General features: G+C 65.2%; 14 protein-coding genes and 1 pseudogene. 4 read left to right on the forward strand and 11 right to left on the reverse strand.

Annotated elements, in window-relative coordinates; genetic code table 11:
• The first annotated feature begins 28 nt into the window (after window positions 1-28).
• Window positions 29-1,639 (forward strand): Na+/H+ antiporter, encoded by a 1,611-nt coding sequence (locus ACNJYB_RS39635; protein WP_439371942.1) that lies wholly within the window; start codon window positions 29-31, stop codon window positions 1,637-1,639.
• 105 nt (window positions 1,640-1,744) lie between these two features.
• Here the strand turns inward: ACNJYB_RS39635 and ACNJYB_RS39640 are convergent, their stop codons facing one another.
• The 5 genes from ACNJYB_RS39640 to ACNJYB_RS39660 form a co-directional block, all read right to left on the reverse strand.
• Window positions 1,745-2,560: an N-acetylmuramoyl-L-alanine amidase gene (locus ACNJYB_RS39640; protein WP_439371944.1), complete on the reverse strand. Its 816-nt coding sequence runs from the start codon at window positions 2,558-2,560 to the stop codon at window positions 1,745-1,747.
• A gap of 215 nt (window positions 2,561-2,775) precedes the next feature.
• A complete protein-coding gene (locus tag ACNJYB_RS39645) occupies window positions 2,776-3,672 on the reverse strand; it encodes a TauD/TfdA dioxygenase family protein (RefSeq protein ID WP_439371946.1) in 897 nt (298 codons plus the stop codon).
• Between the two features lie 137 nt (window positions 3,673-3,809).
• Window positions 3,810-5,093: a flavodoxin-dependent (E)-4-hydroxy-3-methylbut-2-enyl-diphosphate synthase gene (ispG, locus tag ACNJYB_RS39650; protein ID WP_439371947.1), complete on the reverse strand. Its 1,284-nt coding sequence runs from the start codon at window positions 5,091-5,093 to the stop codon at window positions 3,810-3,812.
• Between the two features lie 12 nt (window positions 5,094-5,105).
• Window positions 5,106-6,059: a DMT family transporter gene (locus ACNJYB_RS39655; protein ID WP_439371948.1), complete on the reverse strand. Its 954-nt coding sequence runs from the start codon at window positions 6,057-6,059 to the stop codon at window positions 5,106-5,108.
• A 36-nt stretch (window positions 6,060-6,095) separates the two neighbouring features.
• Entirely contained in the window at window positions 6,096-6,590 is a 495-nt protein-coding gene (locus ACNJYB_RS39660; protein WP_439371950.1) for a Fur family transcriptional regulator, read from the reverse strand.
• Between the two features lie 157 nt (window positions 6,591-6,747).
• Here ACNJYB_RS39660 and ACNJYB_RS39665 point away from each other — a divergent pair, with 157 nt between their 5' ends.
• Genes ACNJYB_RS39665 through ACNJYB_RS39675 form a run of 3 tightly spaced genes read left to right on the forward strand, consistent with a single transcriptional unit; the run spans window position 6,748 to window position 9,954 of the window.
• Window positions 6,748-7,230, forward strand: a complete 483-nt coding sequence (locus ACNJYB_RS39665; protein WP_211403568.1) for a MarR family winged helix-turn-helix transcriptional regulator — start codon at window positions 6,748-6,750, stop codon at window positions 7,228-7,230.
• Window positions 7,223-8,386, forward strand: coding sequence for an HlyD family secretion protein (locus ACNJYB_RS39670; RefSeq protein WP_439371952.1), 1,164 nt, complete (start codon window positions 7,223-7,225; stop codon window positions 8,384-8,386). The genes ACNJYB_RS39665 and ACNJYB_RS39670 overlap by 8 nt, the downstream gene beginning before the upstream one ends.
• An 11-nt stretch (window positions 8,387-8,397) precedes the next feature.
• Entirely contained in the window at window positions 8,398-9,954 is a 1,557-nt protein-coding gene (locus tag ACNJYB_RS39675; RefSeq protein ID WP_439371954.1) for an MDR family MFS transporter, read from the forward strand.
• Window positions 9,955-10,041: 87 nt separating this feature from the next.
• On the opposite strand, the gene ACNJYB_RS39680 is transcribed toward ACNJYB_RS39675, so the two are convergent.
• From ACNJYB_RS39680 to pcaF, 6 genes and pseudogenes are all read right to left on the reverse strand, one after another.
• On the reverse strand, window positions 10,042-11,133 hold the full coding sequence (locus ACNJYB_RS39680; protein WP_439371955.1) for a phosphotransferase: 1,092 nt from the start codon (window positions 11,131-11,133) through the stop codon (window positions 10,042-10,044).
• A 31-nt stretch (window positions 11,134-11,164) separates the two neighbouring features.
• Window positions 11,165-11,395, reverse strand: a pseudogene (locus ACNJYB_RS39685) (methyl-accepting chemotaxis protein); the annotation flags it as partial.
• 55 nt (window positions 11,396-11,450) lie between these two features.
• The gene (gene pcaG, locus ACNJYB_RS39690) at window positions 11,451-12,041 is read right to left on the reverse strand and encodes a protocatechuate 3,4-dioxygenase subunit alpha (protein WP_439371957.1); all 591 of its coding nucleotides are present in this window, start codon (window positions 12,039-12,041) and stop codon (window positions 11,451-11,453) included.
• A gap of 1 nt (window position 12,042) precedes the next feature.
• Window positions 12,043-12,744: a protocatechuate 3,4-dioxygenase subunit beta gene (pcaH, locus tag ACNJYB_RS39695; RefSeq protein ID WP_439371959.1), complete on the reverse strand. Its 702-nt coding sequence runs from the start codon at window positions 12,742-12,744 to the stop codon at window positions 12,043-12,045.
• Window positions 12,745-12,852: 108 nt separating this feature from the next.
• Complete coding sequence (locus ACNJYB_RS39700; RefSeq protein ID WP_439371960.1) at window positions 12,853-13,746, reverse strand: dioxygenase; 894 nt, start codon at window positions 13,744-13,746, stop codon at window positions 12,853-12,855.
• A gap of 200 nt (window positions 13,747-13,946) precedes the next feature.
• Window positions 13,947-15,155, reverse strand: coding sequence for a 3-oxoadipyl-CoA thiolase (gene pcaF, locus ACNJYB_RS39705; protein ID WP_439371961.1), 1,209 nt, complete (start codon window positions 15,153-15,155; stop codon window positions 13,947-13,949).
• Between the last annotated feature and the right edge of the window lie 10 nt (window positions 15,156-15,165).

Raw genomic sequence — 15,165 nt, forward strand, 5'->3', positions numbered from 1 at the left:
CATGGCCGCTTCCGGGCGAAGACAGGCCATGATCGCAGCGAAATTCCAGACCTTCCTCATCCTGCTCGCGGTGCTGGCGGGCACCGCGCTCGTCGCCCGCCGTTTCAACATCGCGCCTGCGATCCTGCTGATGCTCTCCGGCGTCGGCCTCGCCTTCGTGCCGGGCATGCCCCCGGTCGAGCTGCCGCCGGAACTGGTGCTGCTGATGGTGCTGCCGCCGCTGATCTATTCCGCAAGCGTCGCCATGAGCTGGCGCGAGTTCAGGAACAATCTGCGGCCGATCGTGCTGCTCGCGGTCGGCGCGGTGATCTTCACCGCGGCGCTGGTGGCGGCCGCCACACATTATCTGATCGGCCTGCCCTTGACGGTGGGATTCCTGCTCGGGGCCATCGTCGCGCCGCCCGACGTGGTGGCGCCGCTCGCGATCGCGCGCCGGCTCAACTTGCCGCGCCGGCTCGTCGTCATCCTCGAAGGCGAAGGGCTCGCCAATGACGCCACCGCGCTGATCCTCTACCGCTTCGCGCTGGCCGCGATCATGGTCGGACATTTCTCGCTGCCGCTGGCGGCAGGCGAGTTCCTGCTGATCGTGGCCAGCGAGATCGCCTTCGGCATCGGCGTCGGCTGGCTTTCGTTGCGCTTCCGCAAATGGTCGAGGGATCCCCAGGTCGAGCTGACGCTGTCGCTGATCACGCCTTACGTCTCCTATTGGCTGCCCGAGCATGTCGGCGGCTCCGGCGTGATCGCGACCGTGGCCTGCGGTCTCTATGTCAGCTGGAACGGCCCGCTGCTGATCTCCTCGGCGACGCGCCTGCAGGGCATCTTCTTCTGGGACCTCATCATCTACCTGATCGAGGGCCTGCTGTTCCTGCTCACCGGCTTCCAGATGCGCGCGCTCTACGAGAAGTCGAAGGCGTTTCCGCTCGACGACATCCTGATCGCGACCGCCGTCGTTCTGACCATCATCGTGACCGCGCGCTTCGCCTGGCTCTATCCCGCGACCTATCTGCCGCGGATCCTCTCCAAATCGCTGCGCGAGCGGGACCCGTCGCCGCCATGGCAATGGCCGTTCGTGCTCGCCTTCACCGGCGTGCGCGGCGCGGTGTCTCTGGCCGCCGCGCTGGCACTGCCGTTCACGCTGCCCAGCGGCGAGGCCTTCCCGTATCGTGACCTGATCCTGTTCGTCGCCTTCGGCGTCATCTTCGTGACGCTGATCGGCGTCGGCCTGACGCTGCCGCCCGTGGTGCGCTGGCTCGGCGTCGCCGAGGCGGGCCGCCACGAGCATGTCGCCGAGCACGAGGCCGAGATCGCGGCGCGACGCCAGGCGCTCGAGGCCGCGCTGAAGTCGCTCGATGCGTTGACCGCGGAAAAGGACATCTCCGACGAGGTGATGCGGCTGCTGCGCGCCCGCCACGAGATCCGCGTTAACCAGCTGCCGGATTCACTCGATCCCGCCCACCACGACGTCTCCGCCGCCGGCACCGCGCTAACCCGCAACCTGATCGAGGCCGAACGAAAATTCATCCACGGCCTTCTCCGCAACGGCCAGATCACGGACGAGACGAGGCGCCGGATCGAGCGGGACCTGGACCTGGAGGAGGCGAGCCTGGCGAACCGGGAGTATCGGGGCGGGCCGCTGTAGCTTCCCGTCATTGCGAGCGCAGCGAAGCAATCCAGGCTGCCGCCGCGGAAAGACTCCGGATTGCTTCGCGGTGCTCGCAATGACGGGCCGAAGCGTCGGAGCGATCTACCGCTTCTCGCAAAATTCCCCCACCGCCGCGGCCACGGCCCCCGCAATCAGCTCCTGCCGTTCCGCCGAGTTCATCTCCATCTCCTCGTCGCGATTGATGATGGAGCCGGCTTCAAGCAGCACGGCGGCGCTTCTCGTTCGCGACAGCACGATGAGTCCGTCATAGCGGTACACGCCGACATCCTTGTCGAGCAGCTGGCGCTGGTAGCGGCCCATCACCGGCAAGGTGTATTGGCTGGCATAATGCAGACCCTGCTCCTTCAACTGTCTGCCGATCATCCGGGCCAGCTTGAGACTGGTGGTGAAGTGCGGATTGCGCTCGGAGACGAACAGCGAGTGGCCCGAAAATCGATCGCTGAAATAGCTGTTTGCACCGTCAAATTCCCAGGCCTCGAGTAGCTTGTCCGGCACCGAATCGTGGTGAACCGACAGGAAGAGATCGGCGCGCCCGTCATTGGCAGCGCCGACGCGCTTGAACAGGCTCGGCCGTGCCTTGCCGTCCGTGACGAGCAGGCGGGTGGCGGCAAAGCCTTCGGACTTGAGCTTCGCCGTGATGAGACTTGCGAGCCGGAAATTGAAGCCGAATTCCGGATCGTTGCGCGCGCTGAGGGCGCCGTAGGAGTCCGGAGTGTGACCGACATCCACGACGATCCGGAATTTCGGCATCTCGCATTTGGCCGGTGATGGCGGCGGCTGAGGTCTGACTTTCGCAACCTTCCGGACCGGAGCAGCACGGCCCGCATCGATCGACGGCAGCGACAGCGCGGCCAGCGACACGAGAAGAATTGCGACGACGCCACGTCCTAGCGACAAGCCTTACTCCGCTGCCGCAATCCGCGGCCGGCCGACGAAGCCCGTTCCGGAACCGGACTCGGTCAGGAATTTGTTGCACTCGGCACGGAGCATGGCTGCTCCTCCCGATTGGTTTTTGGGAAGATTGGCGCGGACGAAAGGGAACGTCAACGCCGAGCTATTGACCGTGAACCATTTGCAGGATCTTGCCGCTGTTACAGGCCGCATCAAAGGCCTCAAACCGGCCTCTCCCCCTTCACCGTCACGCGTGTGCCCGAGCGCGTGTGCGGCCAGTAGTCCCACATCGCGCGGTGCTGGGTGCAGCGGTTGTCCCAGAAGGCGATGGCATTCTCGGTCCAGCGAAAGCGGCACTGGAACAACGGGTTTTCGGCGTGCTGGTAGAGATAGGCGAGCATTGCATCGCTCTCGTCGCGGGGAATGCCATTGATGTGGCGGGTGAAGCCGCGGTTGACGTAGAGCGCCTTCCTGCCGGTAACCGGATGCGTGCGCAGGACGGGATGTTCGGCGTGCGGATAGGAGGGACGATCGGCGACGCCATAATTCGCGTAGAGCCCGCGATAGATCGGTTCGCCGTCGTGCAGCGCCGTGAGCCCGTCTAGATAGGCCTTCATGCGGTCCGACAGAGCCTCATAGGCCGCATACATGTTGGCGAACAGCGTGTCGCCGCCGCGCGGCGGGCATTGCTTGATGTAGAGGATCGAGCCCATCGGCGGCTCGAGGTCGCAGGACACGTCCGAGTGCCAGCCCTCGCCATTAGCGCGCGGCGAATTCTTGTCGGCGTAGATCTTCATCAGCGCCGGGTCTTCGTCCTCATGGGGAGCTGCGGGATGGAAATGCAATTCACCGAACTTGCGGCCGAAGGCGAGGTGCTGCTGCGGCGTGATGTGCTGGTCGCGGAAGAAGATGACGAGGTTTTCGGCGAGCGCGCGGTGGATCTCGTCCATCTGCCGGTTGGAGCGGGCATCGCCCTCGACGAGCTTGCCGATGTCGACGCCGGAGATTTCGGCGCCGATGATGGGGGTGAGCTTCTCGACCTGAAGCGTTTCGTATGGCGCGCCGTCATCGGCCGTATGGCGATAGCGCGGGCCTTGCTTGCCGGCGAGTGAGCTCATGGCATGTCTCCCGATCGTTGTTGATTGGGAGCATGGTAACGTGTGGCAATGGATGTGCAATCTGCGCTGCAAACACAGCCGTCGTCCCGGCCTTCGCCGGAACGATGGAAGTGTGTGGAACGCGAGCGGAGTAAAAATTACTCCGCCGCAGGTGCCGGCACCTTGGCGCCCTGACCGTAGCGCTGGTCGATATAGTCGATCACCAGCGCCTTGAAGTCGGCGGAGATGGTCGGGCCGCGCAGCGTGCGGAACTTCTTGCCGTCGACGAAGACGGGCGCGGCCGGCGCTTCGCCGGTGCCCGGCAGCGAGATGCCGATATTGGCGTGCTTGGATTCGCCGGGGCCGTTGACGATACAGCCCATCACCGCGACGTTGAGCTCTTCAACGCCGGGATATTTCGTCTTCCAGGTCGGCATCTCGTCGCGGATGAAATCCTGGATCGAGCGTGCCAGCTCTTGGAACGTGGTCGAGGTGGTGCGGCCGCAGCCGGGGCAGGCCGCAACCAGCGGCACGAAGGTGCGGAAGCCCATGGTCTGCAGCAGTTCCTGGCCGACCTGCACCTCGCGGGTGCGGTCGCCGCCGGGCTCCGGCGTCAGCGAGATGCGGATGGTGTCGCCGATACCCTGCTGCAGCAGGATGCCGAGCGCGGCCGAGGACGCCACGATGCCCTTCGAGCCCATGCCGGCCTCGGTGAGGCCGAGATGGATGGCGTAGTCGGAACGAGCCGCGAGATCCTGATAGACCGCGATGAGATCCTGCACCGCCGAGACCTTGGCGGAGAGGATGATGCGGTCCTTGGGCATGCCAAGCTCTTCGGCGCGCGCGGCCGAGAGCAGCGCGGACTGCACCATGGCCTCGCGCGTCACCGCGCGGACGTCGCGCGGATTCGGCGAGGCGGCGTTCTCGTCCATCAGCCTGGTCAGCAATTCCTGGTCGAGCGAGCCCCAATTGGCGCCGATGCGGACCGGCTTATTGTTCTTGTTCGCGATCTCGATGATGTCGGCGAACTGGGTGTCGCGCTTGTCCTTGAAGCCGACATTGCCGGGATTGATGCGGTACTTGGCGAGCGCCTCGGCGCAGGCCGGATAGGCCGCGAGCAGCTTGTGGCCGATATAGTGGAAGTCGCCGATCAGCGGCGTGGTGATGCCGCGCTTGGCGAGGCCGTCGCGGATGTGCGGAACGGCGGCCGCGGCCTCCTCGCGGTCCACGGTGATGCGCACCATTTCGGAACCGGCGCGCGCAAGCGCTGCGACCTGGGCGATGGTGCCGTCGATATCGGCGGTGTCGGTGTTGGTCATCGACTGCACGACGATCGGCGCACCGCCGCCGACGGCGACGTTGCCGACCTTGACCTGGATGGTCCGATGCCGGGGCGCGGGGCCTGCGATGTCTGAATCGAGAGGGTTTTCGAGCTTGTTCATGGCGTCCAGATATCAGGTTTTGGTGACGTTCAGCAATGCATCGCGCGGCGCCGCAGCCGTCGGGCTCGGACGGTTAACCAGAAAAAGCCCAGCAATTACAAGGACCGCGGCGGCGCCGAATGTCAGGCTCAAGGTGTCGTGCATGATGAAATAGCTACCCACCACGCCAAACAAAGGGGTGATGAAGGTAAAAGCCGACAATTTGCTGGCCGAATAGGCCTTCACCAGCGCGAACCAAAGCGTGAACGTCGTTCCCACCACCCAGATCGCCTGGAAGGCCATCAGGCCGAGGGACAGCGGCGCCGGCGTGTGGGTTATGGACTCGCCAAACAGCCAGGCCGCCAATCCCAGGATCGGGATCGAGGTCGCGACCTGGTAGCCCAGCGCTTTCTCGGGCGCGGCGAAGCGCAGCCGCGTGCCCTTGGCGACCAGCGTGGTGGCCGCCCACAGCCCGGCGCCGCCGACGATCAGGAGATCGCCGAGCAGGACGTGCGAATCGACATTGGGCTGCGGCACGCCGATCGCGAGCGCGACGCCGGCAAAGCTGACGGCAAGACCCAGCCATTGCGAGGCGCCAAGCCGCTCGCCGAGAACCTGGTAGGAGCCGAGCGCGACGAAGAACGGAGCGGTGTAGAGGAACACCACCGCGCGAGAGGCGGAGGTGAGGCGCAGGCCCTGGAAAATCAGCACGAACTCGACGCCGAACATCAGCCCTGCGATCAGACCGGCCTTCCACGTGCCGTCACGCTCGAAGAATTTCACGCCGCGCAGGGTGCCGATGATGAACAGCACCGGCAGCGCGCCCATCGAGCGGATCATCGCCTGCAGCATCGGCGGGATGTCCGGCAGCACCAGCTTCACCGCGATCTGGTTGAATCCCCAGGTCAGGCACAGCATGAGCATCAGGGCGATGGCGCCGGCGCTGAGCGGACGGCCGGCGGACGGGTTGGCTTGAGGTGCGGACATTTCTTCCCAAAAATCCGGCTTTGCGCCGTTGTTGCTTCAAGACATTTTCTGACAATGGGCGCAGACGCCGGTGATCTCCACCACAGACAGCTTTGGCGCAAAGCCCGAGCTGCGCGCCGCGGCATTGAGATCCCCGGCGAAGGACCCCGACGGGATCTCTCCAACCAGACCACAGCGCTCGCAGATCAGGAACGCCACCGCCGAGGTCGAATCGTGATCATGGGCGGCACAGGCGAGATAGGCATTGCGGCTCTCGATGCGGTGCACGAGACCGTTGGCCATCAAGAAATCGAGAGCACGATAAACCGTGATCGGCGCCGGCCGCGCCATCGATTTTGCCAGCTCGTCGATCACCTCGTAGGCGCCGAGCGGTCGATGGCTGGCAAGCAAGGCGCCCAGCACCTGGCGGCGAATCGGCGTGAATTTCTGCGCGCGCTGCTCGCAAACCTCCTCGGCATGCGCCAGCGCGTCCGCGGTGCAGCGGCCGTGATCATGGTCAGGCGCGGGAAAGGCCGGTTTTGCGAGGGTCATGCGGCCTGCGTTCTAGCATTTCCGGCGGTGGAACCCAAAGCATCACCGGCGGCGGGTTGCCAGCCATGCTCAGCCCGCGGGACTGCGTCCCGATAATCTGCCACTAAAAAATCATAAGCTTGCTTATATTATCCTAAGCTCATTGGAGACAAAGCTCATGACCCGCGGGTCCGTGGACCAGAACTTCCTGTTTACGCTCGCCGAGCTTTACCGCCTGCTCCGCGTTTATGCCGACAAGGAGGCCTCGCGGTTCGGCATCACCCGCGCGCAATGGGCGGTGCTGGCCAAGGTGGAGCGCAGCGAGGGCATGAAGCAGTCCGAACTCGCCGAGTTGCTCGAGGTGCAGCCGATTACGCTGACGCGCCTGATCGACAAGCTCTGCGACAGCGACTGGATCGAGCGCCGCAGCGACGCCTCGGACCGCCGCGTCAAGCGCCTCTATCTCAAGAAGGCCGGGCGGCAGCTGCTCGGCCGGATGAGCGGCCTGAAGTCGGAGCTCACGGCCAACGCGCTCGACGGCATCAGCCCGGCGGACGCCCACCGTCTCCTCACCCAACTCGAAACAATCAAGGAAAACGTGCGCAACGCGATCCAGACATCAGGCGCGGAGCAAGCACGCAAGGAGCAGCGCTATGGCTGATCAGGTTCTCAAGTTCCAGCCCGAGCAGAGGTCGGACAGCGGCAAACCCACCGAGAAGGCCGGCGCCGATCCGCGCCGCCGCCTGCTCGCCGGCCTGCGCCGCTATCGCCGCTTCCTGCTGATGGTCGTGCTGCCCGTGATTGCCGCCATCGGCGGCGTCACCTTCTATCTCAACGGCGGACGCTATGTCGGCACCGACGATGCCTATGTCGGCGCGCAGAAGGTGCTGGTGACGCCCGACATCTCCGGCAAGATCCAGAAGGTCCTCGTGAAAGAAGGGCAGTCCGTCAAGCAAGGCGACGAGCTGTTCGAGATCGACCCCGTACCGTTCCGCCATGCGGTGGACGAGGCCAAGGCACAGCTCGCCCAGGCGCGCACGACCTACGACAATCTCATCGCCAACATCAAGATCTTCGGCGACATGCTCAACCTCGCCCAGCAGGGCGTCGACCTGAAGCAGCGCGACGTCGAGCGCAAGCAGGCGCTGGTGAAGAACAATTACGGCTCCCAGCTCGATCTCGACAACGCCGCGAACGCACTGGTAACGGCAGGCGCACAGACGCAGTTCGTCAAGCAGCAGCTGTCCAACGCAAAGACGCAATTGCTAGGCGATCCCAACCTGCCGCTCGAGCAGTTCCCTCCCTATGCGCAGGCCAAGGCAAAGCTCGACGACGCCCAGCGCAATCTCGATCACACCGTGCTGCGCGCGCCGATGGACGGCGTCGCGACGCAGGTCGAGCAGATCCAGCTCGGGCGCTTCGTTGCCGCCGGCACAGCGGTGTTCTCCATCGTCGATATCGCCCGTCCCTGGGTCGACGCCAATCCGAAAGAGAGCGACCTCACCTATGTCACCGAAGGCCAGCCGGTCACGCTCGAGGTCGACGCCTTCCCCAACCACGTCTTCAAGGGCAAGATCGGCTCGCTCTCGCCCGGCACCGGCGCGCAGTTCGCGATCCTGCCGCCGCAGAACGCCACCGGCAATTTCGTCAAGGTGGTGCAGCGCGTGCCGATCCGAATCTATTTCGACGAGACCGACAAATACGTGAAGAAGCTGAAGGCAGGCATGAGCGTCTATGCCACCATCGACACCGGCCACAAGCGTTCGCTCGCCGGCCTGCTCGGCCTGTCGGCGACCGCGAGCCAGGATAAAGAGTAAGGACTGACTCCATGTCCGGCCCCAATGCCAGCCTGATGGTCCCCGGCCTGCGCCGGAACATGGTGACGATCTGCGCCATGACCGCGACCATCATGCAGGCGCTGGACACCACCATCGCCAACGTCGCCCTGCCCTACATGCAGGGCACGCTGTCGGCCTCGCAGGACCAGATCAACTGGGTGCTGACCTCCTACATCGTCGCCGCGGCGATCATGACCGCGCCGGTGGGCTGGATCGCCAACCGCTTCGGCCGCAAGCGCATCTTCATCATCTGCTCGGCCGGCTTCACCCTGGCGTCGGTGCTGTGCGGCCTCGCGCAGGACATCAACCAGATGGTGCTGTTCCGCCTGCTGCAAGGCGTATTCGGCGCAGCGCTGGTGCCGCTGTCGCAGTCGGTCATGCTCGATTATTACACGCTCCAGGAGCGCGCCAAGGCGATGTCGATCTGGGGCATGGGCGTGATGATGGGCCCGATCATGGGCCCCTCCCTCGGCGCCTGGCTGACCGAGACCTATTCCTGGCACTGGGTGTTCTTCGTCAATTTGCCGTTCGGCGCCATCACCGTGCTCGGACTGATCGTCTTCATGGACGAGACGGAGAAGAACCTCAGCCTCAAATTCGACTGGCTTGGTTTCGCTGCCCTGGCGATCGCGATCGGATCGCTCCAGCTCGCGCTCGACCGCGGCGAACAGCTCGGCTGGCTGGAATCCAACGAGATCATCGCGGAATTCATCGTCTCGGCCGTCGCCTTCTACTTCTTCCTCGCGCACTCCTTAACAACGTCGACGCCGTTCATCCGCTTCGCGCTGTTCCGGGACCGCAACTTCGTCACCGGCTGCGTGTTCATGATCGTGATGGGCCTCGTGCTGTTCTCGACCATGGCGCTGGCCTCGCCCTACATGCAGAATGTGATCGGCTATCCCATCATCACCGCCGGCCTGCTGCTGGCGAGCCGCGGTTTCGGCACCTTCTTCGCCATGATGCTGGTCGGCCGCATGATGCGCTATTTCGAGGCCCGTACGCTGATCATCACCGGCCTGTCGCTGACCGCGGGCTCGCTATTCCAGATGACCGGCTGGACCGACCTGACCCAGGTGCCCGAGATCGTCACCGTCAGCGTCATCCAGGGCTTTGGCTTCGGTCTCGTCTTCGTGCCGCTCTCGACGGTCTCGTTCCTGACCCTGCCGAACCATCTGCGCACCGACGGCACCGCCATGCTGACCCTGATGCGCAATGTTGCGAGCTCGGCCGGCATTTCGGTCGTCATCGCCGAGCTGACGCAGGGTACGCGACGGACCTATGCGATCCTGTCCGAGCACATCAACCCGTTCAACCACGCCCTGCAGATGCCGGACGTGCGCGGCATCATCAACCTCTCCACCGACGCCGGCCGCGCCATGGCCGACCGGATGGTCGGCGTGCAGGCGCAGATCATCGCCTTCGCGCACGACTACATGCTGGTGATGATCTTCATCCTCTGCACCATCCCGCTGGCGCTGATGATCGGCTCGACCAAGGCCACGCTGCGCAAGCAGGCCGCGGGGCCGGAACATGCGGTGATGGAGTAGCAAGGTCCCGCCGTGGTCCCGGCGAAGGGCGGGCGTAGGCCGGGACGACACGGAGAAGTGGGGCGCCGCCGCACCTCATTCGCTCCGCTACCCCAACAACTCCTCACACCCCAAATCCTCGACCGCGATCATCACGCGCTCCAGATTGTTCCACCAGATCAGCGGCGGGATGTTGATGCTCCACTGCCAGACGGGCCGCGTGATCTGCCAGAGCACCGCCCAGCGGTAGTCGCGATCGAGCGCGCCGCGCGTGTAGCCGGTGATGCCGCTTTCGATCAGCGTGTCGTGGTAGAGAGTGAGCAGCGGGCGTTCGAGCGCCTGGCGGCGTTCCGGATACCAATGCATCGCCATCATATAGGCGAGGTCGTGGGTCGGGACGTCGATGCTCCAGAGATCGAAATCGAAGATGCGCACGGTGTCGGCGACGCCCGCGCGCGGCAGCAGGAAATTCCAGGTGTTGGCGTCGCCATGCGTGATGCTGAGATGACGACGCGAATGGTAACGCTCGGACAGCCGCTCCGATTGATCGATGAGCCGGCGGTACAGAATCCGCCGCTCCTCGCTGAGGCGATTGCCGAGAAGGTCGGCGAAGCGGTCATAATGGCCCGCAAACGTCTCCATGCGTTGCGCGCTTTCCTCGGTGCTCGCCCAGGTCCCGACGGTGTCGCCGAGGCTCGGATGGTCCCACCAGGCCGCATGCCAGCGTGCCAGCGTGGTGACGATGGCGAACGTCTGCTCGCGCGACGGCGGCACCGGCCAGGCCATCCCGATTTCGTGGCTGTCGGTGAGGTCCTCGAGCAGCAGATGCCAGATGGGGCCGCCCTCGTCGAAATGCCCGTCAAAGCAACGCGGAACGAGTCCCGGCGGCATCTTCGGCGCGAGCTGCGTGTAGTAGTCCACCTCGCGCCGGCCGCCATTGGCGAGGCTCTCGGCGAAAGCGGAATTGGGAGTCTTGAGGATCAGCGACTGCGGAGCGCCCGCGGATTCGCCGACATAACGCAGGCCGAGCCTGACGATATGTGACACGACGGTGTCACGCTGGTGCAGCACCTTCACCTCGCGCACCGCGCCAGCGTCCAGCACGCCGCCCCGGCGCAGCGCAGCCGTCAGTCGGGCGGGCTCAACGACCGCCGGCAATTGTGGAGGTGTCATGACCACGATGCCCCTGTCCCGCGCCATACTGCACGATCACGATCCCGGGCACCAGCGGGCCGATCTTGGCCGAGACGGCCTTTGCGGCGGAGGCAGATTCGGAGATCGTTCGCGCGATCTCCCGGGTCGCCGCGTCCTGCTCTTCCATCGCGGCGGCGACCGAGGTCGCAACGCCGTCGATCTCGACGATGTGACTTCCCATGGCCTCGGTCGCGTCCACGGCCGCCTGTGTCGAGGCCTGGATCTCCGCGATGAGGCGCCCGATCTCCTCGGTGGATTTGGCGATCTGGTGCGTGCGACCTGGGTCGCGTCGCGGCGACCAGGCCTCGCGGCGACGCATTGCCTCAGACGTCGAAGAACACCGTCTCGTCGTCGCCCTGCAAATGCAGGTCGAGGCGATAGACCGGCTTGCCGGCCTCGCGCACCGCGGTCAGCGTGGCGCGGCGCTCGGCGGGCACCAGCGCCAGCACCGGATCGGCGGCGTTGCCGGCCTCATCGCTGAAATAGATCCGGGTGTAGAGATGCCGCAGCATGCCACGGCCGAAGACGGCAAGCAGGATGTGCGGTGCCTGCGGCCTGCCATCGGGATCAGGCACCACGCCCGGCTTGATGGTGTCGAAGGAATAGTTGCCGTCCTCGTCGGTGCCGCAGCGGGCGAAGCCGCGGAAGCTGGCATTGGGCAGCGCGCGCTTGTCCTGCGGGTCGGCGAAGCGCCCTTGCGCATCGGCCTGCCAGATCTCCAGCAAGCAGTCAGGCACGACGACGCCGTCGCCGTCGAACACGCGGCCTTCGATGCGGACGCGATCGCCGGTGACGTCGGGCGTCAGCGTCGAATTGGTGAACGCGTCATTCCAGGCGTATTCGCCGGTCGGCGCCAGGCCGTACTTGAAGAACGGACCGACGGTCTGCGATGGGGTGATCCCGTTATCCTGCACGTTAGTGGTTCTCCATGGGCGTGGCGTTCTTGCCGCGCAGCACGATGTCAAAACGGTAGCACAGCGCCCATCCGGGCTGGGTGTTCTCGAGGTCGAACGACGAGACCATCCGCGCGCGCGCCTTCTCGTCCGGCACCGAGTTGAAGATCGGGTCGAACGGAAATAACGGGTCGGCCGGGAAGTACATCTGCGTCACCAGGCGCGTGACGAAGGAATGGCCGAACACCGAGAGATGGATGTGCGCGGGACGCCAGGCATTGTGGTGATTGCCCCAGGGATAGGCGCCGGGCTTGATGGTGACGAAGCGGTAGTAGCCGGCGGCATCGCTCACGGTGCGGCCGGCGCCGGTGAAATTCGGATCGAGCGGCGCCGGATGCTGGTCGCTGACGTGGACGTAGCGGCCGCAGGAATTGGCCTGCCAGATCTCGACCAGCGAGTTCGGTACACCGCGGCCGTCCTCGTCGCGCACATGGCCGTGCACGATGATGCGCTCGCCGATCGGCTCGCCACTATGTTGCGTGGTCAGATCGTTGTCGCCCGCGCGCACGGTCTCGTGGCCGTAGACCGGGCCGGTCAATTCCGACAGTGTGTGACGCATCGGGATCAAGGGCTTGTTCGGCGCCCGCTTGATCGAGCTCTTGTACTCGGGCGACAGCGGCAGCGGATGCGCCTTGTTGCTGGCGACGGGATAGATGAATGTCATTGGCGAACTCCTCCCCGGCCATTGTCGGTCCAGCCGGTCAACGCTTCCGCCATTCATTATAGGATATAACTAATTTGGGGAAGCGGGTTTAGGCCTCCTCCGCCGCCCCTATTTTATCGGCGGACGCGGCAGCACGGCCTCGCCGGGTTCGAGCCTGTAGGTGTGGTCCAGCGAGTACCAGGGCATCGACACGTCGGGCGCAGTCGGATGCGGGGTATCGTGGCGCTGGAACTTGCCGATCAACGCCTGCGTCACCCCGAATTGCACGTCGCTGTCGATATGCGGATCGGCGGGATCGTAGACCTGGGAGATCAGCGTCTTGAATCCCGGCTTGAAGATCAGGGCATGCAGATGCGCCGGGCGATAGGGATGGCGGCTCTGCGCCTCGAGCAGGCGGCCGACCACGCCATTGGTCGGAATGGGATAGCCGATCATCATCACCGAGCGGAAGGCGAAGCGTCCGTGCTGGTCGGTCGTGAACTTGCCGCGCAGGTTCATGTCGGCCTGCTCAGGATCCTGGTTCTCATAGAGGCCAACGGGAGAAGCGTGCCACACATCGACCTCCGCGCCCGCGACAGGACGACCGTGCTTGTCGACGACGCGGCCGTTGACGAACAGCGGCGCACCCGGTGTCTCCGAGCGCACGATCGATCCGCCATTCTCGACCCGCGGCGAGTTCAGCCGCCAGAACGGTCCGAGCAGCGACTGATCGGTTTCGGTATTGCCGTTGTCCCCATTATTGAGCAGGCACACCAGCGGGGACACGCCGAGCGAGCCCGCCATCAGCACGACTTCGTTGTGGGTGTCGGTGGTCAGCTGGCCGAGCTCGGCGATGACCGCGGTGGCCTCGCGAAACTCCTTCTCGGTCAGGCGAACGTCGCGCACGAAGGCGTGCAGGTGCTTGACCAGGGAGATCATGATCTGGCGCAGCCGCGGATCGGATGTCCGCTCCATAACTGCCAGGGCCGCGGCCGTGACATCCTGCTCGCGCTCGATGATCATGGGCTATTTTCTCACTTTCATTCCGGGATGCGAGAGACACCGCGCGAACCCGGCTTCTTCGCCTCTCCGCTTGCCGGAAGAGGCCGGCGCGCAAGGCGCGGCGGGTAAAGGGGGCTCGCCGGGTGTCCGACTTTCACCGGCCTTGCGGAGATTCCCCCTCCCCCCTCTCCCCGCAAGCGGGGAGCAGGGGGAGAGAGAGCTCAGTTCAGCTTCTCGATCGCGACCGCGACACCCTGGCCGACGCCAACGCACATGGTGGCCAGAGCCAGCTTGCCGCCGCGCTTCTCCATGCCGTGCACGGCGGTGAGCACGAGGCGTGCGCCGCTCATGCCGAGGGGATGGCCGAGCGCGATGGCACCGCCATGCGGATTGACGAAGTCGGCATCGTCGGCAACGCCGAGCTGGCGCATGCAGGCGATGCCCTGCGAGGCGAAGGCCTCGTTGAGCTCGATCAGGTCGAAATCGCTGATCTTCTTGCCGAGACGCTCCATCAGCTTGCGGGTGGCCGGCACCGGACCGATGCCCATGATGCGGGGCGGCACGCCGGCCGAGGCGAGGCCGAGGATGCGCGCGCGGGGCGTCAGGCCGTGCTTCTTCACGGCAGCTTCGGAAGCGAGGATCATCGCGGCGGCGCCGTCATTGACGCCGGAGGCGTTGCCGGCGGTGACCGTGCCCGGATTGCGCACGATCGGCTTCAGTTTTGCCAAACCTTCCAGCGTGGTCTCAGGGCGCGGATGTTCGTCCTTGTCGACCGTGATGGGGCCAGCCTTGCCGCCGGGAATGGTGATGGGCGTTATTTCTTCCGCGAAATACCCCGCCGCGATCGCCTTGCCCGCGCGCTGCTGCGAGCGGATCGCGAAGGCATCCTGGTCGGTGCGCGAGACCTGGAATTCCTCGGCGACGTTCTCGCCGGTCTCCGGCATCGCATCGACGCCGTACTGCGCCTTGAGCAGCGGATTGATGAAGCGCCAGCCGATGGTGGTGTCGAATATCTCGGCCGAACGCGAGAACGCTTCCTGCGCCTTGCCCATCACGAAAGGTGCGCGGGTCATGGATTCGACGCCACCGGCAATCGCAAGCTCGATCTCGCCGGAGCGGATGGCGCGGCCCGCGGCGCCGACCGCATCGAGGCCGGAGGCGCAGAGCCGGTTCAGGGTCTGGCCGGGAACCGAGTCCGGAAGGCCCGCCAGCAGCAGCGCCATGCGCGCGACGTTGCGGTTGTCCTCGCCGGCCTGGTTGGCACAGCCGAGGAAGACTTCGTCCACCTGCGCCCAGTCGAGATCGGGATGCTTGGCCATCAGCGCCTTGATCGGGGCTGCGGCGAGATCGTCGGCGCGCACTTTGGCGAGCGAGCCGCCGAAACGGCCGATCGGGGTCCGCACGGCATCGCAGATAAAGACGTCACGCATCGTTGTTCTC

The sequence above is a fragment of the Bradyrhizobium sp. SMVTL-02 genome, from assembly GCF_051853005.1.
GTDB lineage: Bacteria > Pseudomonadota > Alphaproteobacteria > Rhizobiales > Xanthobacteraceae > Bradyrhizobium.

Excerpts from the sequence above, each read along its gene's own strand:
- ACNJYB_RS39635 (WP_439371942.1), top strand. The coding sequence starts at position 29 with ATGATCGCAGCGAAATTCCAGACCTTCCTCATCCTGCTCGCGGTGCTG.
- ACNJYB_RS39645 (WP_439371946.1), bottom strand. The coding sequence starts at position 3,672 with ATGAGCTCACTCGCCGGCAAGCAAGGCCCGCGCTATCGCCATACGGCC.
- ispG (WP_439371947.1), bottom strand. The coding sequence starts at position 5,093 with ATGAACAAGCTCGAAAACCCTCTCGATTCAGACATCGCAGGCCCCGCG.
- ACNJYB_RS39655 (WP_439371948.1), bottom strand. The coding sequence starts at position 6,059 with ATGTCCGCACCTCAAGCCAACCCGTCCGCCGGCCGTCCGCTCAGCGCC.
- ACNJYB_RS39660 (WP_439371950.1), bottom strand. The coding sequence starts at position 6,590 with ATGACCCTCGCAAAACCGGCCTTTCCCGCGCCTGACCATGATCACGGC.
- ACNJYB_RS39665 (WP_211403568.1), top strand. The coding sequence starts at position 6,748 with ATGACCCGCGGGTCCGTGGACCAGAACTTCCTGTTTACGCTCGCCGAG.
- ACNJYB_RS39670 (WP_439371952.1), top strand. The coding sequence starts at position 7,223 with ATGGCTGATCAGGTTCTCAAGTTCCAGCCCGAGCAGAGGTCGGACAGC.
- ACNJYB_RS39675 (WP_439371954.1), top strand. The coding sequence starts at position 8,398 with ATGTCCGGCCCCAATGCCAGCCTGATGGTCCCCGGCCTGCGCCGGAAC.
- ACNJYB_RS39680 (WP_439371955.1), bottom strand. The coding sequence starts at position 11,133 with ATGGCGCGGGACAGGGGCATCGTGGTCATGACACCTCCACAATTGCCG.
- pcaH (WP_439371959.1), bottom strand. The coding sequence starts at position 12,744 with ATGACATTCATCTATCCCGTCGCCAGCAACAAGGCGCATCCGCTGCCG.
- ACNJYB_RS39700 (WP_439371960.1), bottom strand. The coding sequence starts at position 13,746 with ATGATCATCGAGCGCGAGCAGGATGTCACGGCCGCGGCCCTGGCAGTT.
- pcaF (WP_439371961.1), bottom strand. The coding sequence starts at position 15,155 with ATGCGTGACGTCTTTATCTGCGATGCCGTGCGGACCCCGATCGGCCGT.